Source organism: Ulvibacterium sp. (assembly GCF_028285715.1).
Classification (GTDB): domain Bacteria; phylum Bacteroidota; class Bacteroidia; order Flavobacteriales; family Flavobacteriaceae; genus Ulvibacterium.
The window spans coordinates 141,194-162,087 of record NZ_JANQOO010000021.1 but is presented as its reverse complement, the minus strand read 5'-3'; the positions used below and the strand labels follow the sequence as shown (position 1 = coordinate 162,087).

16 protein-coding genes are annotated in these 20,894 nt (G+C 43.6%); 9 read left to right on the top strand and 7 right to left on the bottom strand.

Annotated elements, in window-relative coordinates:
• Window positions 1-8: 8 nt before the first annotated feature.
• From Q0993_RS14800 to Q0993_RS14790, 3 genes are all read right to left on the bottom strand, one after another.
• Window positions 9-1,661 carry a UxaA family hydrolase gene (locus tag Q0993_RS14800; RefSeq protein WP_299534374.1) on the bottom strand — a complete coding sequence of 551 codons (1,653 nt, stop codon included), beginning with the start codon at window positions 1,659-1,661 and terminating at the stop codon, window positions 9-11.
• Between the two features lie 22 nt (window positions 1,662-1,683).
• Window positions 1,684-2,703 carry a zinc-binding alcohol dehydrogenase family protein gene (locus Q0993_RS14795; protein WP_299534371.1) on the bottom strand — a complete coding sequence of 340 codons (1,020 nt, stop codon included), beginning with the start codon at window positions 2,701-2,703 and terminating at the stop codon, window positions 1,684-1,686.
• A 480-nt stretch (window positions 2,704-3,183) separates the two neighbouring features.
• Entirely contained in the window at window positions 3,184-4,032 is an 849-nt protein-coding gene (locus Q0993_RS14790; protein ID WP_299534369.1) for an AraC family transcriptional regulator, read from the bottom strand.
• A gap of 328 nt (window positions 4,033-4,360) precedes the next feature.
• Between Q0993_RS14790 and Q0993_RS14785 the strand changes: the two genes are divergently transcribed.
• From Q0993_RS14785 to Q0993_RS14745, 9 genes are all read left to right on the top strand, one after another.
• The gene (locus Q0993_RS14785; RefSeq protein ID WP_299534367.1) at window positions 4,361-5,479 is read left to right on the top strand and encodes an alcohol dehydrogenase catalytic domain-containing protein; all 1,119 of its coding nucleotides are present in this window, start codon (window positions 4,361-4,363) and stop codon (window positions 5,477-5,479) included.
• Window positions 5,480-5,491: 12 nt separating this feature from the next.
• Window positions 5,492-6,286 carry an alpha/beta hydrolase-fold protein gene (locus Q0993_RS14780; protein ID WP_299534365.1) on the top strand — a complete coding sequence of 265 codons (795 nt, stop codon included), beginning with the start codon at window positions 5,492-5,494 and terminating at the stop codon, window positions 6,284-6,286.
• A gap of 55 nt (window positions 6,287-6,341) precedes the next feature.
• Window positions 6,342-7,232 carry a phytanoyl-CoA dioxygenase family protein gene (locus tag Q0993_RS14775; protein ID WP_299534363.1) on the top strand — a complete coding sequence of 297 codons (891 nt, stop codon included), beginning with the start codon at window positions 6,342-6,344 and terminating at the stop codon, window positions 7,230-7,232.
• 145 nt (window positions 7,233-7,377) lie between these two features.
• Window positions 7,378-8,328 (top strand): 2-dehydro-3-deoxygalactonokinase, encoded by a 951-nt coding sequence (locus tag Q0993_RS14770; RefSeq protein ID WP_299534361.1) that lies wholly within the window; start codon window positions 7,378-7,380, stop codon window positions 8,326-8,328.
• Window positions 8,318-8,965, top strand: coding sequence for a bifunctional 4-hydroxy-2-oxoglutarate aldolase/2-dehydro-3-deoxy-phosphogluconate aldolase (locus Q0993_RS14765; protein ID WP_299534359.1), 648 nt, complete (start codon window positions 8,318-8,320; stop codon window positions 8,963-8,965). The genes Q0993_RS14770 and Q0993_RS14765 overlap by 11 nt, the downstream gene beginning before the upstream one ends.
• A 166-nt stretch (window positions 8,966-9,131) precedes the next feature.
• Entirely contained in the window at window positions 9,132-10,934 is a 1,803-nt protein-coding gene (locus Q0993_RS14760) for an FAD-dependent oxidoreductase (protein WP_299534357.1), read from the top strand.
• Complete coding sequence (locus tag Q0993_RS14755) at window positions 10,931-12,049, top strand: hypothetical protein (RefSeq protein WP_299534355.1); 1,119 nt, start codon at window positions 10,931-10,933, stop codon at window positions 12,047-12,049. The genes Q0993_RS14760 and Q0993_RS14755 overlap by 4 nt, the downstream gene beginning before the upstream one ends.
• A gap of 31 nt (window positions 12,050-12,080) precedes the next feature.
• A complete protein-coding gene (locus tag Q0993_RS14750) occupies window positions 12,081-13,649 on the top strand; it encodes an arylsulfatase (protein WP_299534353.1) in 1,569 nt (522 codons plus the stop codon).
• A gap of 42 nt (window positions 13,650-13,691) precedes the next feature.
• Window positions 13,692-15,500 carry a DUF5060 domain-containing protein gene (locus Q0993_RS14745; protein ID WP_299534352.1) on the top strand — a complete coding sequence of 603 codons (1,809 nt, stop codon included), beginning with the start codon at window positions 13,692-13,694 and terminating at the stop codon, window positions 15,498-15,500.
• Window positions 15,501-15,674: 174 nt separating this feature from the next.
• On the opposite strand, the gene Q0993_RS14740 is transcribed toward Q0993_RS14745, so the two are convergent.
• The 4 genes from Q0993_RS14740 to Q0993_RS14725 form a co-directional block, all read right to left on the bottom strand.
• Window positions 15,675-17,114, bottom strand: a complete 1,440-nt coding sequence (locus tag Q0993_RS14740) for an arylsulfatase (protein ID WP_299534350.1) — start codon at window positions 17,112-17,114, stop codon at window positions 15,675-15,677.
• A gap of 146 nt (window positions 17,115-17,260) precedes the next feature.
• Window positions 17,261-18,994 carry an NAD(P)/FAD-dependent oxidoreductase gene (locus Q0993_RS14735; protein ID WP_299534348.1) on the bottom strand — a complete coding sequence of 578 codons (1,734 nt, stop codon included), beginning with the start codon at window positions 18,992-18,994 and terminating at the stop codon, window positions 17,261-17,263.
• A 44-nt stretch (window positions 18,995-19,038) separates the two neighbouring features.
• On the bottom strand, window positions 19,039-20,208 hold the full coding sequence (locus Q0993_RS14730; protein WP_299534346.1) for a Gfo/Idh/MocA family oxidoreductase: 1,170 nt from the start codon (window positions 20,206-20,208) through the stop codon (window positions 19,039-19,041).
• Window positions 20,205-20,888, bottom strand: coding sequence for an SGNH/GDSL hydrolase family protein (locus Q0993_RS14725; RefSeq protein ID WP_299534344.1), 684 nt, complete (start codon window positions 20,886-20,888; stop codon window positions 20,205-20,207). The genes Q0993_RS14730 and Q0993_RS14725 overlap by 4 nt, the downstream gene beginning before the upstream one ends.
• Between the last annotated feature and the right edge of the window lie 6 nt (window positions 20,889-20,894).

The following is a 20,894-nucleotide window of genomic DNA, read 5'->3' as shown; positions in this document are numbered from 1 at the left end:
CATGCGTGTTATAGGGAAATCCCCCTTTTCCATGGGATGAAATCCTCCTGGCCTAAGCGAACCGCTGCCGGAACGACCTCTCCATTGGCAACCTCGATAATATATTCCAGGAGTTCCTCGCCTATACTTTCAATAGTAGCTTCACCCGTGATGATGCTTCCCGTGTTAAAATCTATGATATCCTTCATACGTTCGCTCAGGGTATTGTTACTGGATATTTTGATTACCGGGGCCACAGGGTTTCCTGTGGGTGTCCCTAATCCTGTGGTAAAGCAGATTACATTGCAACCGGAACCTGCCAGACCTGTGGTACTTTCAACATCGTTCCCCGGAGTACACAATAGATTAAGCCCTTTTTTGGTTACTTTTTCAGTATAGTCCAAAACATCTGTTACCGGTGAAGTGCCTCCCTTTTTTGCGGCTCCGGCGGATTTCATGGCGTCGGTTATCAATCCATCCTTGATGTTTCCCGGTGAGGGATTGTTCTTAAAACCGGATCCCAAGGCAACTGCCTTGGCCGAGTAAGAATCCATTAAGTCTGCAAACTTTTTGGCACTCTCCGGTGTTTCACATCGGTTGATAAGTTCTTGTTCCACCCCATTGAGTTCTGGAAATTCGGACAATACCGTGGTACCCTTCAGGGCGACCAATAAATCCGACGCATACCCTAGGGCAGGGTTGGCTGATATTCCCGAAAAACCGTCGGAGCCGCCACATTCCAACCCAAGGACCAAGTGGTGCAAAGGGGCGGGCTTTCGTTCTGTTTTATTGGCTTCGATCAATCCCAGAAAAGTCTTTTTGACCGCTTCCTCGATAAAATGACGTTCGCTCTCACTTTTTTGCTGCTCCAGGATATATAAGGGTTTTGAAAAGTTGGGACTATTCCTTTCTATGGCTTCCTGCAACAATTTCACCTCTGCGTTCTGGCAGCCCAAGCTTAGAACGGTTGCACCGGCCACATTGGGATTGGTAATGTACCCGGCCAGTAGGTTACAAAGCGTATCGGAGTCCAGACGAAATCCGCCGCATCCTCCTTCGTGGGTCAAAAATTTAATCCCGTCCACATTGGGAAAAGTGCGTGTACGTTTAACATCTTCCGGGCTTTTCATGATTTCCGCGGCTAGCAGATCATCGGAAGAAGCTCCTTTTTTGTATTGATTTATCAATGTTTGGGTATCAACTATAAAATCCGTAGAAGTATGATAACCAAGGGATTTGGACAACGATGATTTCAAAACCTCTACATTTCGGTTCTCACAAAAGACCATAGGAATGACCAGCCAATAATTGGCGGTGCCCACGCTGCCCTCGGCCCTGTGGTAACCATTAAAAGTCCGATCTCTCCATTTGGAGACGTCCGGCGCCTTCCAACTAATCTTTTCCTTGCCTACCGCATATTCGAATGAAGCGTGCACCACATTTTCGGTAGTTATGGTCTCTCCTTGGGCAATAGGTTTAATGGCCTTGCCCACCAAAGTGCCATACATAAAGATTTCATCACCTACCTGAAGATCCTCGGTGGCAAACTTATGTTTCGCCTTCGTCTCCCCTATAAGGTGAAAAGGACTACCGTTGTGTTCGATTGCCGTCCCTTTTGGCAAGTCGGTCAGGGCAGCCAGAATATTGTCCTTTGGATGTATCTGTATAAAGGTGTTTGACATAAGTTCAATAATCCGTTATTTATTACGATTGAAAATCCACGGTGGCTTTAATTACGCCATTTTCAGGATTAAGCCAGCTATCGAAATGGGCTATCATATTTTCATAACTTACATTATGGGTAATAAAGGAATCAATGGGAAATTCACCCCTTTCCAAAATGGAAATAACATACTCAAAATCTTCCAGAGTAGCATTTCTACTACACAATAACGTAGTTTCCTTGGCGTGGATAGCAGGGTGCGAAAAAGTAAGTTCTCCTTTAGAAAGGCCCACGAGCACATATTTCCCCCCATGGGCCATATAATCCGTGCCGGATTCCAATGCTCCCTTATGGCCTGTGGCATCAAAAACGATGGTGGCCATATCGCCATTTGTGATTTTAGAAACTTCTTGAACGGCATCGGGTCCGCCTAATAATATATGATCAATTCCTATTTTCTCCTTGGCATAATCCAGTCGTTGTCGATTCATATCAATAGCGATTACACGAGCCCCCGCTATTTGGGCCAGTTTCATAATGCCTATGCCTATGGGCCCGCAACCCACTACAACAATAGTTTCGCCTATTTCCAATTGTGCCCTTCTAATGGCATGTGCACTTATCGCCAACGGTTCCACCACGGCCATTTGGTTGTCGCTTAAATTTTTCGCAGGTATCACAAGGTCTACCGGAACGGAAATGCGTTCCTGCATGCCGCCATCGGTATGTATGCCCAAGACTTTGATGTTGGTACAACAATTAGGCTTACCATTTCTACAGGCTATACATTTTTTACAGCTCACATACGGCATGATTACCACATTATCACCCGGTTTTATGCCCTGTGGATTTTCACCGATTTCGATAACCTGCGTCGCCAATTCATGACCTAAAATCCGTGGATATGTAAAAAATGCCTGATTACCCATGTAGGCATGCAGATCAGTACCGCAGATACCTACTTTCTTAACTTTAAGAAGCGCCTCGCCAGCCTGCTTTTTAGGTTCGTCTTTTTTCTTCAGAACAAACTCACCCGGCTTTTCACACACAATATAATCCATTCTCAGGTCTAAAATTCAACATCGAAAAGAGCGCACCAAATGGTGCGCGCTCCGAAATTAAAAAAAACTAACTCAATTAACTACTTTATCCGCTTATATCCTAATTTCCAAATAATAGGTGAAGTTTTCGGTTTTCCCTCCCATATTGGAAACTTAAAGTCCGTCCTTTTTTTAACTAGACTCCAACTTGGAGCTGCCTTCCAAAAGGTGTACACCTTTAATATCCATGTCCTTGATATATCCACTATCCGCACCCAAAGTTTTTATATTATTTTTCTTTCCACAAGCAATACCAAATAATGGCGTAATCTACCTTCCTTTTGTGCAAAGCGTATATTTCATGGTTTGCCAAGACCCTTCATTAGTATGACATTGATACATTTCGTTGGGTCCATCGCCCAAGTTTTTTAGTTGGACCAAAAATGATTATTTGTGCACATTTATGGATGATGTATAGCAGGTGTATTGGTTCTGGGCCTATTACCGGGTTGAGCTTGGGGAAAAGTTTTTCTGATACACCAAGGGTGAAGACCCCATTGTTTTTTTGAATTGCCTATAAAAGAAAGGAAGACTTTCATACCCACAGGCAAAACCGATTTGCGAAATGGAATAGTCCGTATCGAGTAACATGCGTGCCGCCATATTAATGCGGTACTCGTTGAGGAATGTAAAAAAGGGGCGCCCCATCATTTTGCTGAAAAAACGGGAAAAGGATTGTTCGGACATATTTACAAGCCCGGCCAATTCCTTGAGATAGATTTTCCGATTGAAATGGGTACTGACAAAATCATGGACCTTCGCCATACGACTACCGTACTCGGTGGGAATATCATCGGTAAAACTGGCCTCGGAAAGTGTTTCATATTTGCATTTTGACAGTGCTGCCAACAAGGTCAACAAACGGATGTACAGCTCTTGCCCGGTTAACTGGGGCAACTCTTGGAATGGAGCGATTAACGGGGCGATTTCCTTTTTATCAAAGATGATGCCCTTGGAAGCTGTTCTTAACATTTTAAAAATCGGGTCCAATTCAGGTATTTTTGCGAAAATGCCTTTGTCCCATTGCGCCACTACCGATTTGGACTGTCCATTTTGTTGAACCTGATTTTTCCAACAATGCGGTAAATTAGAACGGATCAAAACCAATTCACCGGGCTCGTAGGGCCCTACATAGTCACCAATAAATTTGGTCCCCACACTTTCTTCAATATAGGTCAGCTCATGTTGTGGATGAAAATGCCAGGGCGTCCCAAAATTTTTCTTTGCAAAGCAGAATCCCGTAATGGTCCTTTGTTGATCTAGATGGATAGGTTCTAAAATGGGTTTCATTACCGGATTTTGAGATGCTAAATGGATAACATGTGTCCTCTGTCATTAAACCATAATAACGGTCTAAGACGCTAATTTAACCCAATTACTACTTTATTTTATCGCCAAAATATAAAAAAATGAATAATATAAACAGAATAGTTTATTTATTGGTTAAAAAAAGAGAAGCATGGAGAGCTTTTTCTGGCTTTTTTTGCTTCAGAAGGACATTAAGGAATTTTTGGACGTAGGGCCCAATCGGTGAAATACTATTTTGTATGTTTAGAATGAAGTAATTTAGAACTACGTACAAAGCGGTTAATTTCAATAAATTTTCAAATAGCGACAAATGCCCATTTTTTCGAAAAGTGCAATTGCCACAGGAGATGGTAATTTTATGATAGACCATGTTACCTTGGCCAGTCCCAAACCGGACGAAGTCCTGGTTAAGATAAAGGCGGCAGGCCTTTGCCATACGGACTATGATTCCCTAAATTGGGGAAAGCCCATAGTAATGGGTCACGAAGGCTCAGGGATTGTTGCGGAAATTGGTGCCCAGGTGGAACATGTTGTGGTAGGTGATTCCGTGATTTTGAATTGGGCAACACCCTGTAGAAAGTGCTTTCAATGCAAGGAAGGGAATGAACATATATGTGAGAAGAACTCCCCAGTAGTGGCCGGGGCCAATGGATATACCGAAGGCCATGCCCATTTGGAGGGCACCATCTGGAAGAATACCCCCATAGAACGTTCCTTTAACCTTGGGACCTTATCCGAATATGCTCTAGTAAAGGCCTCCGCCGTGGTAAAGAACACTTCAAAGGAACTTTCCTTTCCTGCGGCCAGCATTATCAGTTGCGGGGTTATGACCGGATACGGTTCGGTAGTGAATTCGGCAAAAGTAAAGGAAAATAGTTCCGTTGTAGTCTTGGGCACGGGAGGGGTAGGACTTAATGTCATCCAAGGTGCAAAAATTAACAAGGCCTCCAAAATTATAGCCATTGACGTCAATGAGCACCGATTGCAAATGGCCCAGACTTTTGGAGCTACGCATTTGCTAAAGGCGGATAAAAGCGATAAGGGATTATTGGAAGCCGCTGAAAAGGTAAAACAAATGACCGATGGGCGAGGTGCCGACTATGCCTTTGAATGTACTGCCATACCTGAACTCGGTGCTGCTCCCTTGGCCATGATCCGAAATGCGGGTACCGCCGTTCAAGTAAGTGGAATAGAACAAGAAATTGTATTTGATATGAATCTATTCGAATGGGACAAAGTGTACATTAATCCTTTATACGGGGGATGTAATCCCGAACGTGATTTTCCAAGGATCATTTCCCACTACGAATCGGGAGTCCTTAAGTTGGATGAAATGATTACCCGAACCTATCCCTTGGAAGACCTACAACAGGCTTTTGATGATATGTTGGCCGGAAAGAATGCCAAAGGCGTAATCCTTTTTAACTAGAAAAGAAAACAGATGTTCAGAACCACCGAATTATCCGACCCGCGTTTTGAGACTGGGAACCTAAGGTACATAACCGTTAAAACACCAAATTTAAAGGGCCGTGGGGATATTTGCGTATTCGTGCCCCCATTGGATACTGTAGCTAATCTTCCCTTGGTCTTACTCCTACACGGGGTTTATGGTGGTGCCTGGGTGTGGACGCAAAAAGCGGGTGTGCATCTGTCCGCTTGGCAAATGATGGAAGATGGTGATATTCCTCCTATGGCCATAGCCATGCCCTCGGATGGATTGTGGGGTGATGGTTCCGGTTACGTACCTCATAACGGACACAACTTTGAAAAATGGATTATTGAAGATGTCCCTAAGGCGGTAATGGCAAATGTAACTTCGGTCGGGAAAAAATCTCCTTTGTTTATTTCCGGATTGTCCATGGGTGGTTTTGGTGCATTGCGTCTTGGCGTGAAGTACCGGGAGAAGTTCAAAGCTATTTCGGCGCATTCTTCCATTACGGATCTTGACCAGATGGCACTGTTTGTTGAAGAGCCTTTGGAGGGATATCTGCAAGAGGATGAAAGGGAAAACTCGGTTTGGTCCTTAATTCAGGACAATCCAAACAATTTGCCAAAATTGAGGTTCGATTGTGGGACCGAAGATTTGCTTTTGGAATACAATCGAAAATTACATCAACAACTACAGGATAAGCGGATAGATCATATTTATGAAGAATTTCCCGGAGGACATCAATGGGAATATTGGAGCGAACATATTAAGGACACCCTTCGTTTTTTTGGAGGTACAATTGATTAGTATATAATTTAAATAAATCAAAATCAAATAGTTAACATCATAAAAATTAAAAATTATGGAATCGGTGAAGGATTTGGCAGAGGAGCATAGATTAATATCAGATCTTTTTAAGCTGCCGCAAACATTGGAAGAATGGGACCAATATAGATTAAGCGAGGAACAGGTTTCTCATTTTCATGAATATGGATATTTGGCTAATATCAAAATGCTTGATGATCAGCAATTAGAAGTCTTGCGCCAGGAATTGGCAGAAGTAGTTGACCCCAACCATCCTGCCAATCATTTGTTTTATGAGTTCCAAAGTAATGAATCGGAAGACCCAAATTCAGTTTTGTTCCATTCCTTGGGTCATTGGCGTATTACTCCGGGATTTCATGATATCCTATGGAACCCTGCTTTTATTATGGCAGCCTATCAACTATTGGAAAACAAGCCTGTTCGCTTCTGGCATGATCAACTGTTCTGTAAGCCGGCAAAACATGGTGGGGTAGTGGCATGGCATCAGGATTATTCATATTGGACAAGAACAGTGGCCATGCAACACTTAACTTGCTGGACAGGGCTGGATGATGCTTCCGTAGAAAATGGATGTCTACACTATATTCCTAAAAGTCATAAATGGGGGTTATTGGATGCCCCGGCCTTGGCGGGAGATATGGATGGACTGATGGAATACTTAAGTGAGGAGCAAAAAGAACAGTTTAAAAATCCCGTGGCCATTGAACTCAAAAAGGGGTATGCCACTTTTCATCATCCTTTAATGGTACACGGCTCCTACGAGAACAAATCGGACATAAGCCGCAGAGCCTTTGTTCTGAACGTCTTTGCAGACGGTACAATTAGTAATACCAATGATGAACTTCTGGCAGGGGTGCCTCAAATACCAAAAGGACATAAAATGGAAGGCAAATTTTTTCCTTTACTATTTGACGGAGATACCAAATAGCGAAATTATTGCGATTGGTCTTCTGAAGCCGCAAGGCCATTTTGTACTCTGAAAGCCATTTTGGGGAGTGGAACAAATAAGATTTGCGCCAGATTTAAAAAGGAATCCGTAATGCGCGATGGACTAATACCGTATATTGCAAAACATGGATTCAGTCTCCCATTTTGTTAGTTGCGATTGGGGTACGACCAATTTCAGGTTGCGATTGGTCGAAACCGCCACACTCCGGATAATCGGTGAACATAAGACCAATTATGGGGTAAAAGAATGTCATGCGGCATTCATGGCGCAAACCGCGTTGGGGCGGCAGGAGTTTTACCTGAACTATTTGGAAGGGGAAATCGAAAGACTTCCTAAGGTCCATGGAAATGTACCGATTGTCACGTCCGGAATGGCCTCTTCCAATCTAGGCTTAAAAGAACTGCCTTATGCCGAACTTCCTTTTGGTAAGAAAGGTACCCGTCTTATTTGCGAGAAAATGCCCTTGAAAGATGGTCAAACCCTGTTGTTGGTATCCGGAATACGAAGCAAGACGGGTATGATGCGCGGGGAAGAGGTACAGGCTATGGGCTTGGAAGATCGTTTAAGTCCTTATCTAGAGGGAACACTGCTATTGCCCGGTACACACAGTAAACATATTTCGTATCGGAACGGGAACTTTTATACCTTAAAGAACTTTATGACAGGAGAGCTTTTTGAGGTTTTGATGAACAAAAGCATTTTGGCAAATTCCATAGAATTTGAAATGTTGGATTCCGACGGAAAAAATGCTTTTCTTGAAGGGTTCGATTGGGGCTTTAAAAATGGCTTGACCCCTAATTTATTGACCATACGTACTAGGCACGTTGTGGAGGACATGGGTACAAAAGGTAATTATTTTAGACTGAGCGGACTCCTTATTGGGGATGAACTATCCTATTTAAGAGATATTGGGAAACATGTTTTTTTAGCGGCCCCAAAGCACATTTTCGAATTATACAAAATGGGCCTTGAAACTTTTGTGCCCTCTGATAAATTGATACTTTTGGAAGACCCTATACTTGAACGAGCCTTATTGATCGGCCAAAGAAAAATGCTTCTGCTGCATGCAAAATAGTACACTTTTTTCGTGGGATGAATTTCAAAAAGTTCCAATTGTTGGGATTATGAGGGGTTGGGATATGGAGACCATCTTTTATGTGGCCAAAGTATATAAAGAGGCGGGACTTACTACGCTAGAGGTTACTATGAATACGCCTAGTGCTACAAAGATTATTTCAACGTTAAGAAAAGAATTTCCAAAACTTAATATTGGCGCAGGTACCGTATGTTCCCGAAATGACCTGGAAACTGCATTAGAAGTTGGGTCGCAATTCATTGTTACCCCTGTTTTGGATGAAGAAGTGATAAAAAACTGTGTAGATCAAAATATCCCTATTTTCCCCGGAGCGTTTACGCCTACGGAAATATATAGGGCCTGGAATCTCGGAGCCTCGGCGGTAAAAGTATTCCCCGCCACGCAGCTTGGCCCACAATATATAAAGGATATTCTAGCTCCTTTGAATGAAATTAAGTTGATGCCTACGGGTGGGGTTTCCAAGGACAATATCCAGTCCTTTTTTCAAGTAGGGGCTTATGGCGTAGGTATGGGCGGTTCACTCTTCCCTAAGGAATTGATAAAAAACAAGGATTATGAAGGTTTAAAGGACCACTTTAACTTCCTTAAGTGCCAACTGGAGGACTTTTTCCATTGAGCTCCTTCGCCCCATATTTTTAAATTCTTGGGTTTTAAAGGGTTTGTTCCTATTTTATCTAATTCAATTAGACAATTTCAAGAGTGAGATTGCGTACATTTAAGAGATCTATTTTGAATAAAGCCTCTATTTCAGGCAAGTACAGAACTTTTTAATTCAGTGTATCATGCATCCGTTTAGATTCAGAAAACTACTACTATTAAGTTTCGTACTCCATTTTTGCATGGTATATGGTCAGGAGATACTGATAGAGGCCGAAAGCTTTGACGATCCGGGCGGATGGGTCATAGACCCCCAATTTGAACAACAAATGGGCTCTCCATATTTATTGGCCCATGGTATGGGCCAACCTGTACAGAATGCGAAGACCAAGATAACTTTGGATACAGCGGGAGGCTATCATATCTGGGTCCGCACGAAGAACTGGGTACCCGGTAAATGGAAGGCTCCCGGGAGATTTCAATTGAAAGTGGGTGGCACATTTATCGGAAAGACCTTAGGACTTCGTTCTGGCTGGGGCTGGGAATACGTGGATAGTGTTTTGGTCACTTCCAGGGAAATTGATTTGGAATTGGTGGATTTGACCGGTTTTAACGGACGGGTGGATGCCATTTATTTTTCTACGGTAAAGAAGGAACCCCCGGCCTCTTTGAAGAAATTGGCCGAGTGGAGAAAATCGATTAAAGCCGAACCCAATGAACCCCCTAGGACGGAATCATATGATCTTGTGGTGGTGGGAGGAGGAATTGCAGGTTGCGCCGCTTCCATAGCCGCTGCGGAACAGGGCTTGCGCGTTGCTTTGATCCATGATCGCCCATTCCTGGGCGGCAATGCTAGTGAGGAAATTCGGGTACATACATTGGGTATCTATGGGAATTTTGAACGGATTTTAAAAAAGCTGGATACGGAGCATTATCCCAATGGAAGTGTCGATGCCAAATTGGACCAGAAAAAGCGGGATGACAACGTAAAAAGTTATGAAAACATTGCATTGTTTCTCAATCATAGGGCCTATGAGGCCAAAGCCGAGGGTGATACCATTCAATATGTTGATGCCCGACATACATCCACAGGGGAACGTATCCGGTTTGTTGCACCGCGATTTGTAGACTCCACTGGGGATGGCTGGATTGGCTATTGGGCAGGAGCCGAATTCTCGTATGGTCGAGAAAGTGTAGATACCTATGGGGAAGATTGGGCGGAACACGGTGAACTTTGGAGCCCAAAAGAACCGGACAATGCCGTTATGGGTTCGTCGGTACTATGGGGTTCCAAAAAAACAGATCGGGAACATGTGTTCCCGGAAGTGCCATGGGCAATGCCGGTGGCCAAGCGGTATGCTAAGGTAGCGGGAGAGTGGCAATGGGAGTTCAGTAGACCGGATTTACACCAAATCCATGATGCCGAAGAGATACGAGATCACATGCTCCGCGCAATTTATGGTGCGTTTTATAATGCCAAACAGGATACGGCCAATGCCAATCGCAAGTTGGAATGGGTATCCTATTTGGTTGGGAAGAGGGAATCAAGACGACTGGTGGGAGACCATATTTTTACATTCAAGGATGCCAAGGAAGGTCGGAAATTTCCAGATGGGGTGGTCATAGAGACCAGGGACGTTGATATCCATTATCAAACGGTATTGGAGGATGAGGAAAATCCTGATTTTATCTCCGAGGCCTTATTTTACAAAACTCCGGAATATTATATTCCCTACAGAAGTCTATATTCCCGCAACATTGCCAATCTCTTTATGGCAGGAAGAAATTTTAGTTGTTCCCATGCAGGACTGGGAGGTCCTCGAGTAATGCGTACCACTGGGCAAATGGGAGCTGCCGTGGGATTGGCTGCCGCCTTGTGTAAGAAATACAATGTGGGTCCTCGAGAAATATATACAGGCTATCTAAATGAGTATTTGGCCCTAATAGAAGAACAGAAATTTGAAAAAATCCCGGAAACGAAAAGATGAAATTTTTGTTGACCTTCCTATTTGTTTTCACCCTCTTTTTATCCAATGGGGGAAGGGAATTTCAAAAGTCATTCCCAACTGAAACATACAATGAGGTTTTGGATAGGGCTCCGGAGTATTATCTGTTGGAATGGAAATCGGGCACAAGATTGTTGAAAAAAAAAGCGGATTTGTTCATTGAGGTCGATTCCTTCAATGCACAGGAAGTTGCGGCCATGATTAACGAGAACGAAGATCCTGTCCTCTATGCTTCAGATATCGCTACTCCGGTCTGTGCCGATGGGGAATGTAAATTGATGCATATTCGCCTATATTGGACCTTATTGGGTGAATACGCCGGTTTTGATACATATCCGGAACTTCCACTGACCAAGCACGACCATGACGAATTCCAAAAGGCGGATTATGAGAAACTCCATAAACTATTGACCGATGATAAATCAGTATTAAAAAGGAGAAAGCTGGATCAGCTGGTAGAAAAGCCTATCATGCGGAATGTAAACGGGGTGGATGCACTTTCCGGTGCAACGGTGGCCGAAGTAAAGGAATCCGTGGTTTCCGGTGCACTCTATTCCTGTTATGTGGCCTGGCATTTGGCCCATGGGAATATTCGGGACAAAATAAAGGCCTATACCCTTTCGATTTTGAATACTGATATGTTGATGGGCATGCTCTATAGCAAAAATACCAGCTATCAACTCTTTGCCTTGAAGGAAATGGATCCAAGCCAATTCATTGAACATCACTCGCAGCTAGTGCATATTTTTAAAACGGCGGTTCCATTGGTACGAAGTATTATGGCCAAGGAGCTACCGGATAAATACCAAAACTCACCAGACTTGCAAAAACCATTTTGGGAGGCTTTTTCTGAGATAGATATTGGCAGTCGCAGTTTGTTATTGCGACATTTGGAAAGTGCTCCGCCATTTGTGACGGATATTGTTTCTACCAGACTTGGGGCATTGACAAAGAATCAAATAACAGTATTTCTGGAATTTCTTTCACCGAAAAAGCACACCCCGGAATTGCTCAAGAACTTGCGCTCTTTTGCCGATTCGGAAAGCGAAGCGTATTCCTATTTGGTTAAAAATTATCTGGAGGAACAGGAACAATAACATAAAAATCCAAAGAAATAAAACCATCAATATGGCCTATATTAAAAAAAGACACTTCATTTCTATCTATTTATTGGTATTGGTCGGTATACTGGCTTGCAAGCGAGAGCAGAAGAAGGAAAAAATAACGGGGAACGAAATCTCAAAACCGAATATCATTATACTATATGCGGATGATTTAGGTTATGGAGAAATGGGGGCCTACGGTGCCACTGAATTAAAAACACCCAATTTGGATAAATTGGCCAATGGTGGCCTTCGATTTACCCATGGATATGCTTCCTCCGCAACCTGTACCCCTAGTAGGTATGCTTTGTTGACAGGGATTTACCCTTGGCGTAACAAAAGAGCAAAAATCCTTCCCGGGACGGCCCCGTTGATAATCGATACGACACAAGCTACCATTCCAAGGATGTTGAAAGAACAGGGTTACCAAACGGGTATCGTTGGAAAATGGCATTTGGGACTGGGAAATGGAAATGTAGATTGGAACAAACGAATCGCCCCAGGTCCAAATGAAATTGGTTTTGATTATAGCAATATCTTGGCAGCTACCCAAGATAGGGTGCCCACCGTCTACATTGAAAATGGTCATGTAGTAAATTTGGATCCCAATGACCCTATAGAGGTGGATTATACAAAAAATTTCCCTGGCGAACCCACTGGCCTTGAAAACCCTGAAATGCTAAAAATGAAATGGCACCATGGACATAACAACAGTATTGTGAACGGAATTCCCCGTATTGGTTTTATGAAAGGTGGGGAAGCGGCCAAATGGATAGACGAGGATATGGCCGACTATTTTTTGGCCAAAGCCCAAGACTTTGTAAAGCAACATAAAGACACTCCCTTTTTCTTGTACTATGCCTTACAACAACCGCATGTACCCCGTACCCCACATCCTAGATTCGTGGGTAAATCCGGAATGGGGCCAAGGGGAGATGTTATCGTTGAAGCGGATTGGGCAATCGGTGAGTTCATAAAAACATTGGAGACCGAAGGATTATTGGAAAATACCCTGATTATATTCTCCAGTGATAATGGTCCGGTGGTCAATGATGGATATTATGACGATTCAGTCGAAAAATTAGGAAATCACAAACCGGCAGGTGACTTAAGAGGAGGAAAGTATAGTCTGTTCGAAGCGGGAACCCGCGTCCCATTCCTTACCTATTGGAAAGGGAAAATTAATCCTGGAGTTTCGGGTGCCATGGTATCCCAACTGGATTTATTTTCGTCCTTGGCCGCTTTGGTAGGCAGCGATGAAAGCACCGATGACAGCAAGAATTTATCGGATGTTTTATTGGGTAAAACCCAAACCGGTCGGGATGAACTCGTTATAGAAGCTACTTCCAGAACGGCTTTTCGCAAAGGCGATTGGGCAATGATTCCGCCCTATGAGGGGCCGGCGATCAGTGAAAATGTAAATATTGAATTGGCCAATGCGGATGACTATCAACTTTACAACCTCAAGGATGATATCGGACAGCAAAATAACCTGGCAGAAAAGGAGCCCGAAAAATTGCAGGAGATGATTACTGCTTTTGAAGCTGTTCGGGGTATGGGAGATACGGAAATCCAGCAACTGGAATTAAAGTAGGAGTACCCATCGGACTGATTTGCTAAATTTTAAAAAAATACGATGAACAGACTATCATTATCCATTTTCGTTGTTTTGTTTATGTCCTTGTCATGGCTACATGCCCAGATAGTTCAAGGTGAACTTAAAAAATGGCATAAGGTAACACTGGTCTTTGATGGACCACAAACTTCTGAAAGCGCCGAGGAAAATCCCTTTTTGAACTATCGTTTGAACGTTACGTTTACACATTCCGCGTCTCAGGAAAAGCTCGTAGTTCCTGGGTACTTTGCTTCTGACGGGAACGCCGCCAATACCGGTGCGGAAGCCGGAAACATTTGGAAAGTCCACTTTGCACCTGATAAAGAAGGGGAGTGGACATACGAGGTGGATTTTAAAAAAGGAAAATGGGCCGCAGTACGTACATCGGAAAAGATCAAGAGTGCAGAATATATGGATGGCAAAACGGGGAGTATTCGCATAGGTGAAACGGACAAGACCGGGAGGGATTTTAGGGGAAAGGGAAGATTGCAATACATTAGTGAACGCTATCTAAGGTTTCAAAATGGGGAGTATTTCTTAAAATGTGGATCTGATGCTCCTGAAAACCTATTGGCCTATGATCAGTTTGATGGCACTTTTAAAGATGATGGCCATAAGGACGAATTGGTCAAGAAATGGGAGGCACATAGGCAAGATTGGAAAGAAGGAGACCCTACATGGAAAAACGGGAAAGGAAAGGAAATCATAGGCGCAATTAATTATTTGGCCTCAAAGGGAATGAACGCTTTCTCATTTTTGACGATGAATATTGGCGGTGACGATCAAAACGTTTTTCCCTATGTAGACTATGACACTTGGGATCGGTTTGATACTTCAAAATTGGATCAATGGGAAATCCTTTTTGAACATGCCGATAAATTAGGTATGTTTTTACATTTTAAAACCTTGGAGTTTGAAAACCAAGGTTTGTTGGACAATGGTGGTACCGGACTGTACACTAAATTGTATTATCGTGAGCTCATTGCACGTTTTGGACATCATTTGGCCATGAATTGGAACTTGGCCGAGGAAACCGGTGACTGGACCGAGACCCCGCCAACCTTTCCCTTGGATGCGGCCGAAAGAATTCGATTGGCTGAATATGTGTTCTCCATGGATCCCTATAAACACCATCTGGTAATTCACAATGGGGCTTGGTACGATGGGATTTATGGGCCTAACACAAAGTTTACCGGGGCTTCCTTACAGACCAATAAAGCTGATTTTAGCAATGTGCATAAATCTGTTTTAAGGATTCTGAACGAATCCGGGAAAGCTGGTAAAATTTGGGCCGTGGCCTGTGATGAACCTGGGGATCATAAACATTCCTTGATTCCCGATGCAGAAGACCCTGAACATGATAATGCCCGAAAAAATGGTCTTTGGGGAGCTATGATGGCAGGTGCATGGGGCACGGAATGGTATTTTGGCTATGAACATCCACATTCCGATTTAACCTGTGAGGATTATCGCTCCAGAGATCTTTTCTGGGACCAAGGCAAAATATGCCTTGATTTTTTTAAGGAAAACAACATTCCCTTTTGGAACATGGCATCCGATGATTCCCTTATCTCCTCGGAAGGAGATTACGTTTTGTCACAAACTGGGGAAAACTATGTGGTGTATTTAAAAAATGGAGGTGAGTCCATTTTGGATTTAGGAGCTTCTAATGGCGATTACGAGGTTTCTTGGTACAATCCTCGTCTGGGTGGAACCCTACAGCAGGGAAAGGTAATATCCATATCCGGTTCCGGAAAGCAATCCCTTGGCAAACCCCCTGTAAAGCGGGAGCGGGACAAGGATTGGGTAGTTTGGATTCAAAGGAAGTAGCCTCAACCGGGTTACATACTTTATATGGTATTCCAGGAATTTGATTTTGGTTTTAGGAAGGCCACATCATCCAGTTGATCTTGAAGCCGAAAATCCGTTGGAAAAGACGGGAAACTTTTGAGCGGAGAACTTAAATCTATTGAAATTTTAAAGCCAAAAAGTGACAACTGAATTTTATAAACTGGTTGCGGGTTCAAGCTCGCCCTCCAAAGGGTAATCCGAATCATAAACATGCGCCTCCTCCATATATGCTTTCAGTTTTTTGGCAACGGCCGGATGTTCTTCAATAAGATTATTTTCCTCTCCCAAGTCTATGGATAGGTCATAGAGTTCCCATGAGTCCGACTTGTAGATATAGAGTAACTTCCATTTTCCGCTACGTATGGCCTGAGCGTCATGGTTACTTTCCGCAAATTCCCAGTATAAATAATTGTGTTCTTTTTGCGCATCGGATTGTCCTAAAAGGGTAGGGAGAAAGGAGATACCATCCGTTTTGGCGTCCAAAGAATACCCAATTACGTCTGCATAGGTGGGTAACATATCCCAAAAAGCGCTCGGAAGGTCGGATACGGTATTCGGCGCTATTTTTCCGGGCCATTGGGCAATAAACGGAACTCGGATGCCCCCTTCATACAAATCCCGTTTGGTGCCCTTTAAGGTACCGTTGCTATCGAAAAACTCCGGGTCTACACCCCCTTCCTTGTGGGGCCCATTATCACTGGTAAAGATTACCAAGGTATTTTTATCCAGTTTCAAATCCTTTAATTTATCCAATATTCTACCCACATCGGCATCCAGGAGACTTATCATGGCCGCTTTGGCCTTTTCGGCCTCTGGCCAGTCTCTTTCCTCGTAAATACCTAAATCCGGTACCTCCATACCATGATCGGCCGTTAATTCTCCCTCATTATTGGCGTGGGGAATGGTCAAGGGGAGATACAGAAAAAAAGGTCTTTGTCTTGGGGCAGCCAAAAACTGTAACGCCTCTTTGATGATTAGGGAATGTGAATATGCATTCTTTTCGGTCGCAGCACTGCCTATTCCCTTGGCATAGCCTTCCTGAGCGAAGATTACCTTGTTATTCAAAGGTGTTTTTTTTCCGTCCTTTATCAGATGATCGGGATAATAATTGTGTGCATGTATCTGATTCAAGTAACCAAAATAGGTATCGAATCCTTGTGCGGAAGGTTCTCCTGTGGAACCTACTTCGCCTAGGCCCCATTTTCCCATTAGGGCCGTGGCATACCCGGTTTTTTGGAACATTTCCGCCAAGGTAAAATCATCGGAAATCAATACATTATTGCTATTTCCCCGCACCGGTGCATGACCTTGGTGCAAACCGGTCATTAAAGAAGCCCTTGATGGGGCGCATACCGTATTACCCGCATAGTGGTTGGTGAAACGGATACCATTTTGTGCCATTAGATCTAGCCGCGGGGTACGTATTTTTTCTTGTCCATAACTTCCAAGATCCCCGTATCCCAAATCATCTGCCAGGATATAGATTATATTGGGGAGTTGGCTAACTTCAGGGGCTTCAGGCTGCTCTCTTTTGATCTCGCCACAGGCACCTAGCATCAATACCGCAAAACCTAATGGAATACTTTTTTTCATAACGCAGGATATCGTCAAATACACGGTAATTTATTCAATAAATTCAACTAGACAAAACGATTGGGTCAGGTCAGCAAATGGCACATAATTCCGAACAATATTGCCCTAAAGGAAACAAAATATGTGCAATAGTTTTAATGAGGGGGCTAAACGGACTCTTGGGTTGTTTTAGAAATTGCCCTAGCTCTTTTTACCTCCATTTTTTTCAACATCCAATCCGGATAATTGTCGGGGCATTCCGCCTCATAAACCCTTACATGTTGATCCTCTTGCGGCTTTTTTAGTTCATCCGCATCGCGTCCCAAAATAATTGCCGCCGTATCCACCCCGGAATGGGAAGCGCCTGCCACTCCATGGGATAGAATACTTGCCCCACATAAATATAGATTTTCAATTTCGCTTTTCGCCTTAAAGGCGAAGGGGCCTATATGCCTTAGGCTTTTCTCGGTTCCATAAACATTGCCGCGTGTAGTATTGATATAATACTCATTGGTAATCGGGGTTCCCAATTCCATCTGCACAATATGATCTCTAATTCCTGGGATGGCCTTTGAAAGGCCATTGAGCATTTTTTGGGTAAGTCGTTCCTTAAATTTAAGATAGTCCTTGGATCGCGGATCGGTCTCTTCCTTGTATTTCTCGAAGGTGCAGTAATCGATCAAAGTGATGGCCTCTATGGTATGATGCTTTCCATCATAACTAACGGGGTCTTTTAAGGAGGTACAGCTGATGAACATAGCTTCAAAAGCTTCCCCATCGGAAAGATTTGGGGTCATAAGGTCATTGTAAAGATCATCCGTATCCTTATTGGGCATCAACCAGATGTTCCCAGAATCCAGACCGGCCTTGCGTAAATCCATTGCAACGGTCAAAAAAAGCATCAGCGATGTGCAGGAGTATTTGGTCCTTGACAGTTTCTTTTGAAGTTTGGAACTTAGGTTTTCCCTTCCCACCAAATTCAAGTACGTAATTCCCGGATCCGCGTTGGAAACTATGGTATCTGCATATAGAATTTGGCCGTTTTCCAATTCTACTCCTATCGCTTGCTTTTTCCTATGGCCTTGGGTCAAGACTCGACTTACGGTTGTGCTAGTCTGTAGACATCCTCCGTGTTTTTTCAACGCATTTGTCATGGCCTTTATCAAGGCACCACCGCCACCCATAGGATAATAGGCCCCATTGAAATAGTGGCTCATTAATGCACAATGCAATGGAAAGGCTGCTTTTTTAGGTTGAAGGCCATGGTCACCGCATTGGATGTTAAGGATATTTTTGAGCAACGGATTTTTGATATGCCAATTAATGACCTTTCTTACACTAAAAAGTCCATATTTACCCATATGCCTTGTTTTGTACGGAATGGTAAGTTTTTGCCAAAAACCTTTGAAATAAGGTAAGGAATACAATTGTACACTTACGTTCCGGACCAAATTCAAATAGGTATGAATGGATTTTCTTTCCTCCGGAAAACGTTCCGAAAGCCTATCGATCAATTGTTCAAGGTTCGAGGGAAAGTCAAATCGCTCTTCCCCGATCCAGGCATGTTCGTAGGCATCGGGATTCATCCTAAAAAATACTAGATCATTGGCTATACCCAGACCTCTGTAAAGGTCGTTCGTAGCCTCACCTTCAGCCAAAAGCCCTACATAATGTACTCCAGGGGTAAATCTATGGCCATCCAAATAAAAACTATGACACCATCCACCGGGGACATCGTGTTGCTCCAGTACCAAGACGTTTTGTCCGGCCCTGGCCAAACAAATCGCCGTTGCCAGCCCTCCTGCACCGGAACCGATGACAATCGTATCCCACTTAGTGTTATCCGCGAGGTCCGGACTTTTATGGGACACGGCGTTATCGATTTCAATAGTTTTTCCCATTCCTTTTACTTTGTTGGTCCCAGCCTCCCTGCTTCATCGAATTTTCACTTGCCTGAGGCCGTCTTTGGAAACATGTCTTTCCAAATGATGGTTTTGTGGGTCTCCGCCGAGTGTTTTGCAGCTTCCAATATCTGCATGACTATTTTGTTATTTTCTAGGGACGAGACATCATATTCCGGTAATTGGTGTTGCTCCTGTACTACTTTTTGCAACAGGGCGAAAGGATCATGAAAACCTTTTGGGAGGGGATCTGCCTCAAGGGAGGTGGACTCTTGCTTTCTGCCTGTCATGATTTTCATGGCATTTGCATTTTTGCAAATTACATAACCTGTGGTTCCGTAGATTTCCATGTCCTTTACATGATGTGGCCAATTCCAAGAAGCTTGTATGATGACTTGATTTTCCGGGTAGTCCAGTATTATGGTAGCATCGTCGTCCACTTTGGGATAAAAATGGGGCTTTAATTGTTGGGTGATGCAGGTAACGGATTCGGGTGCTTGTCCTTGCATAAACCAAGTCGCCAAATTGGCACCATAGCAACCAAAATCCGTTAAGGCACCGCCACCATTTAAAACAGGATCGGTAAGCCATTCCAAAAACTCCGGATTACACCCTATTTCAATGGGACCAAAATGACCTGTATGGAAAACCATCCGGCGGATGTTCCCAATTTTGTTCTCGGAATTAATTAGCTCATAGGCCTTTCGATTACTCCCGTACCAAGAGGTCTCATAATTGGTAAGCAAATGGATTTTGTGTTTTTTGGCCAAAGCGATCATTTCCTGGGCATGTTCCCAACTAACAGCCAAAGGTTTTTCTACCATAACGTGTATACCCAAGGGAGCGCAATATTTCACGGTTTCCAAATGATCGTAAATGGAGTTGAATGCGGTTACAGCTTCAGGTTTTACCGCTTTGACCATCTCATCCAAGGAAGCGAAAACAATATTCATGGAATATCCATGTTGGTCGGCATATTGTTGGGCAAGCTCCCTATTGGGTTCCACAATCCCAACAATTTCGATATCACCCAGTTTTTCCCTGCCCAGAATCCAATGTACGTGGGTATGGACCAGTCCTACCACGCCGACGCGTAGCGGTTTTTGGATTTTTTCCATTTTATTCAATTGCATATTTTTATCATGAGCCTCTACCGACGAGCAGATGGAAACAAGCACTAGTAGACCCAGAAACTTTAGAAATGAACTCCTCATTTTTCGGAACTTAAAGCCTGCGAGATAGCGGTTTCTACCAAAGGTTCCATGACCTGGTAGCCCTCCACTGTTGGATGCACACCATCATGAGCGTATTTCTCGGGCAATCCATCACGTTCATCCGCCATGGCGGAAAAGTAGTCCAGATAAACGATATCGTTTAACTCTGCATAGGTTTTGATCATTTGATTGAGTGCAACAATTTTCTTTGCAGGTTCCATACCGGGTTTCCATGGATAGTCATAGGCCGGTAGGGTAGAGGAGAGCACAACTTTAATGCCATTGACCTTTGCCAATTCGGCCATGGAAATGATATTATCGGAAATCATATCCAATGTAGATGGTCCCGTATTTCCGGCAATATCATTTGTGCCCGCCAAGATTACGACCACTTTTGGCTTTAATTCGATCACGTCCTGTCTAAAGCGGAGTAACATCTGAGGGGTGGTCTGACCACTGATGCCCCTGTTTACATACGGCTTGTCCTCGAAAAAATCCGGTCGTGAGTTAAGCCATCCGATAGTTATGGAGTTCCCCATAAAGACCACGCGGTCCTCGTCCTCTGCAGGAGCGGCCAATTTTTCGTTTGCCTCTTTAAAATGACCCAAATCGGCCCAATCCTGAGCGCTACTTGAAGTCATAATGCCAAACAGCACTATCATTATAATCGTATTTTTCATACATTC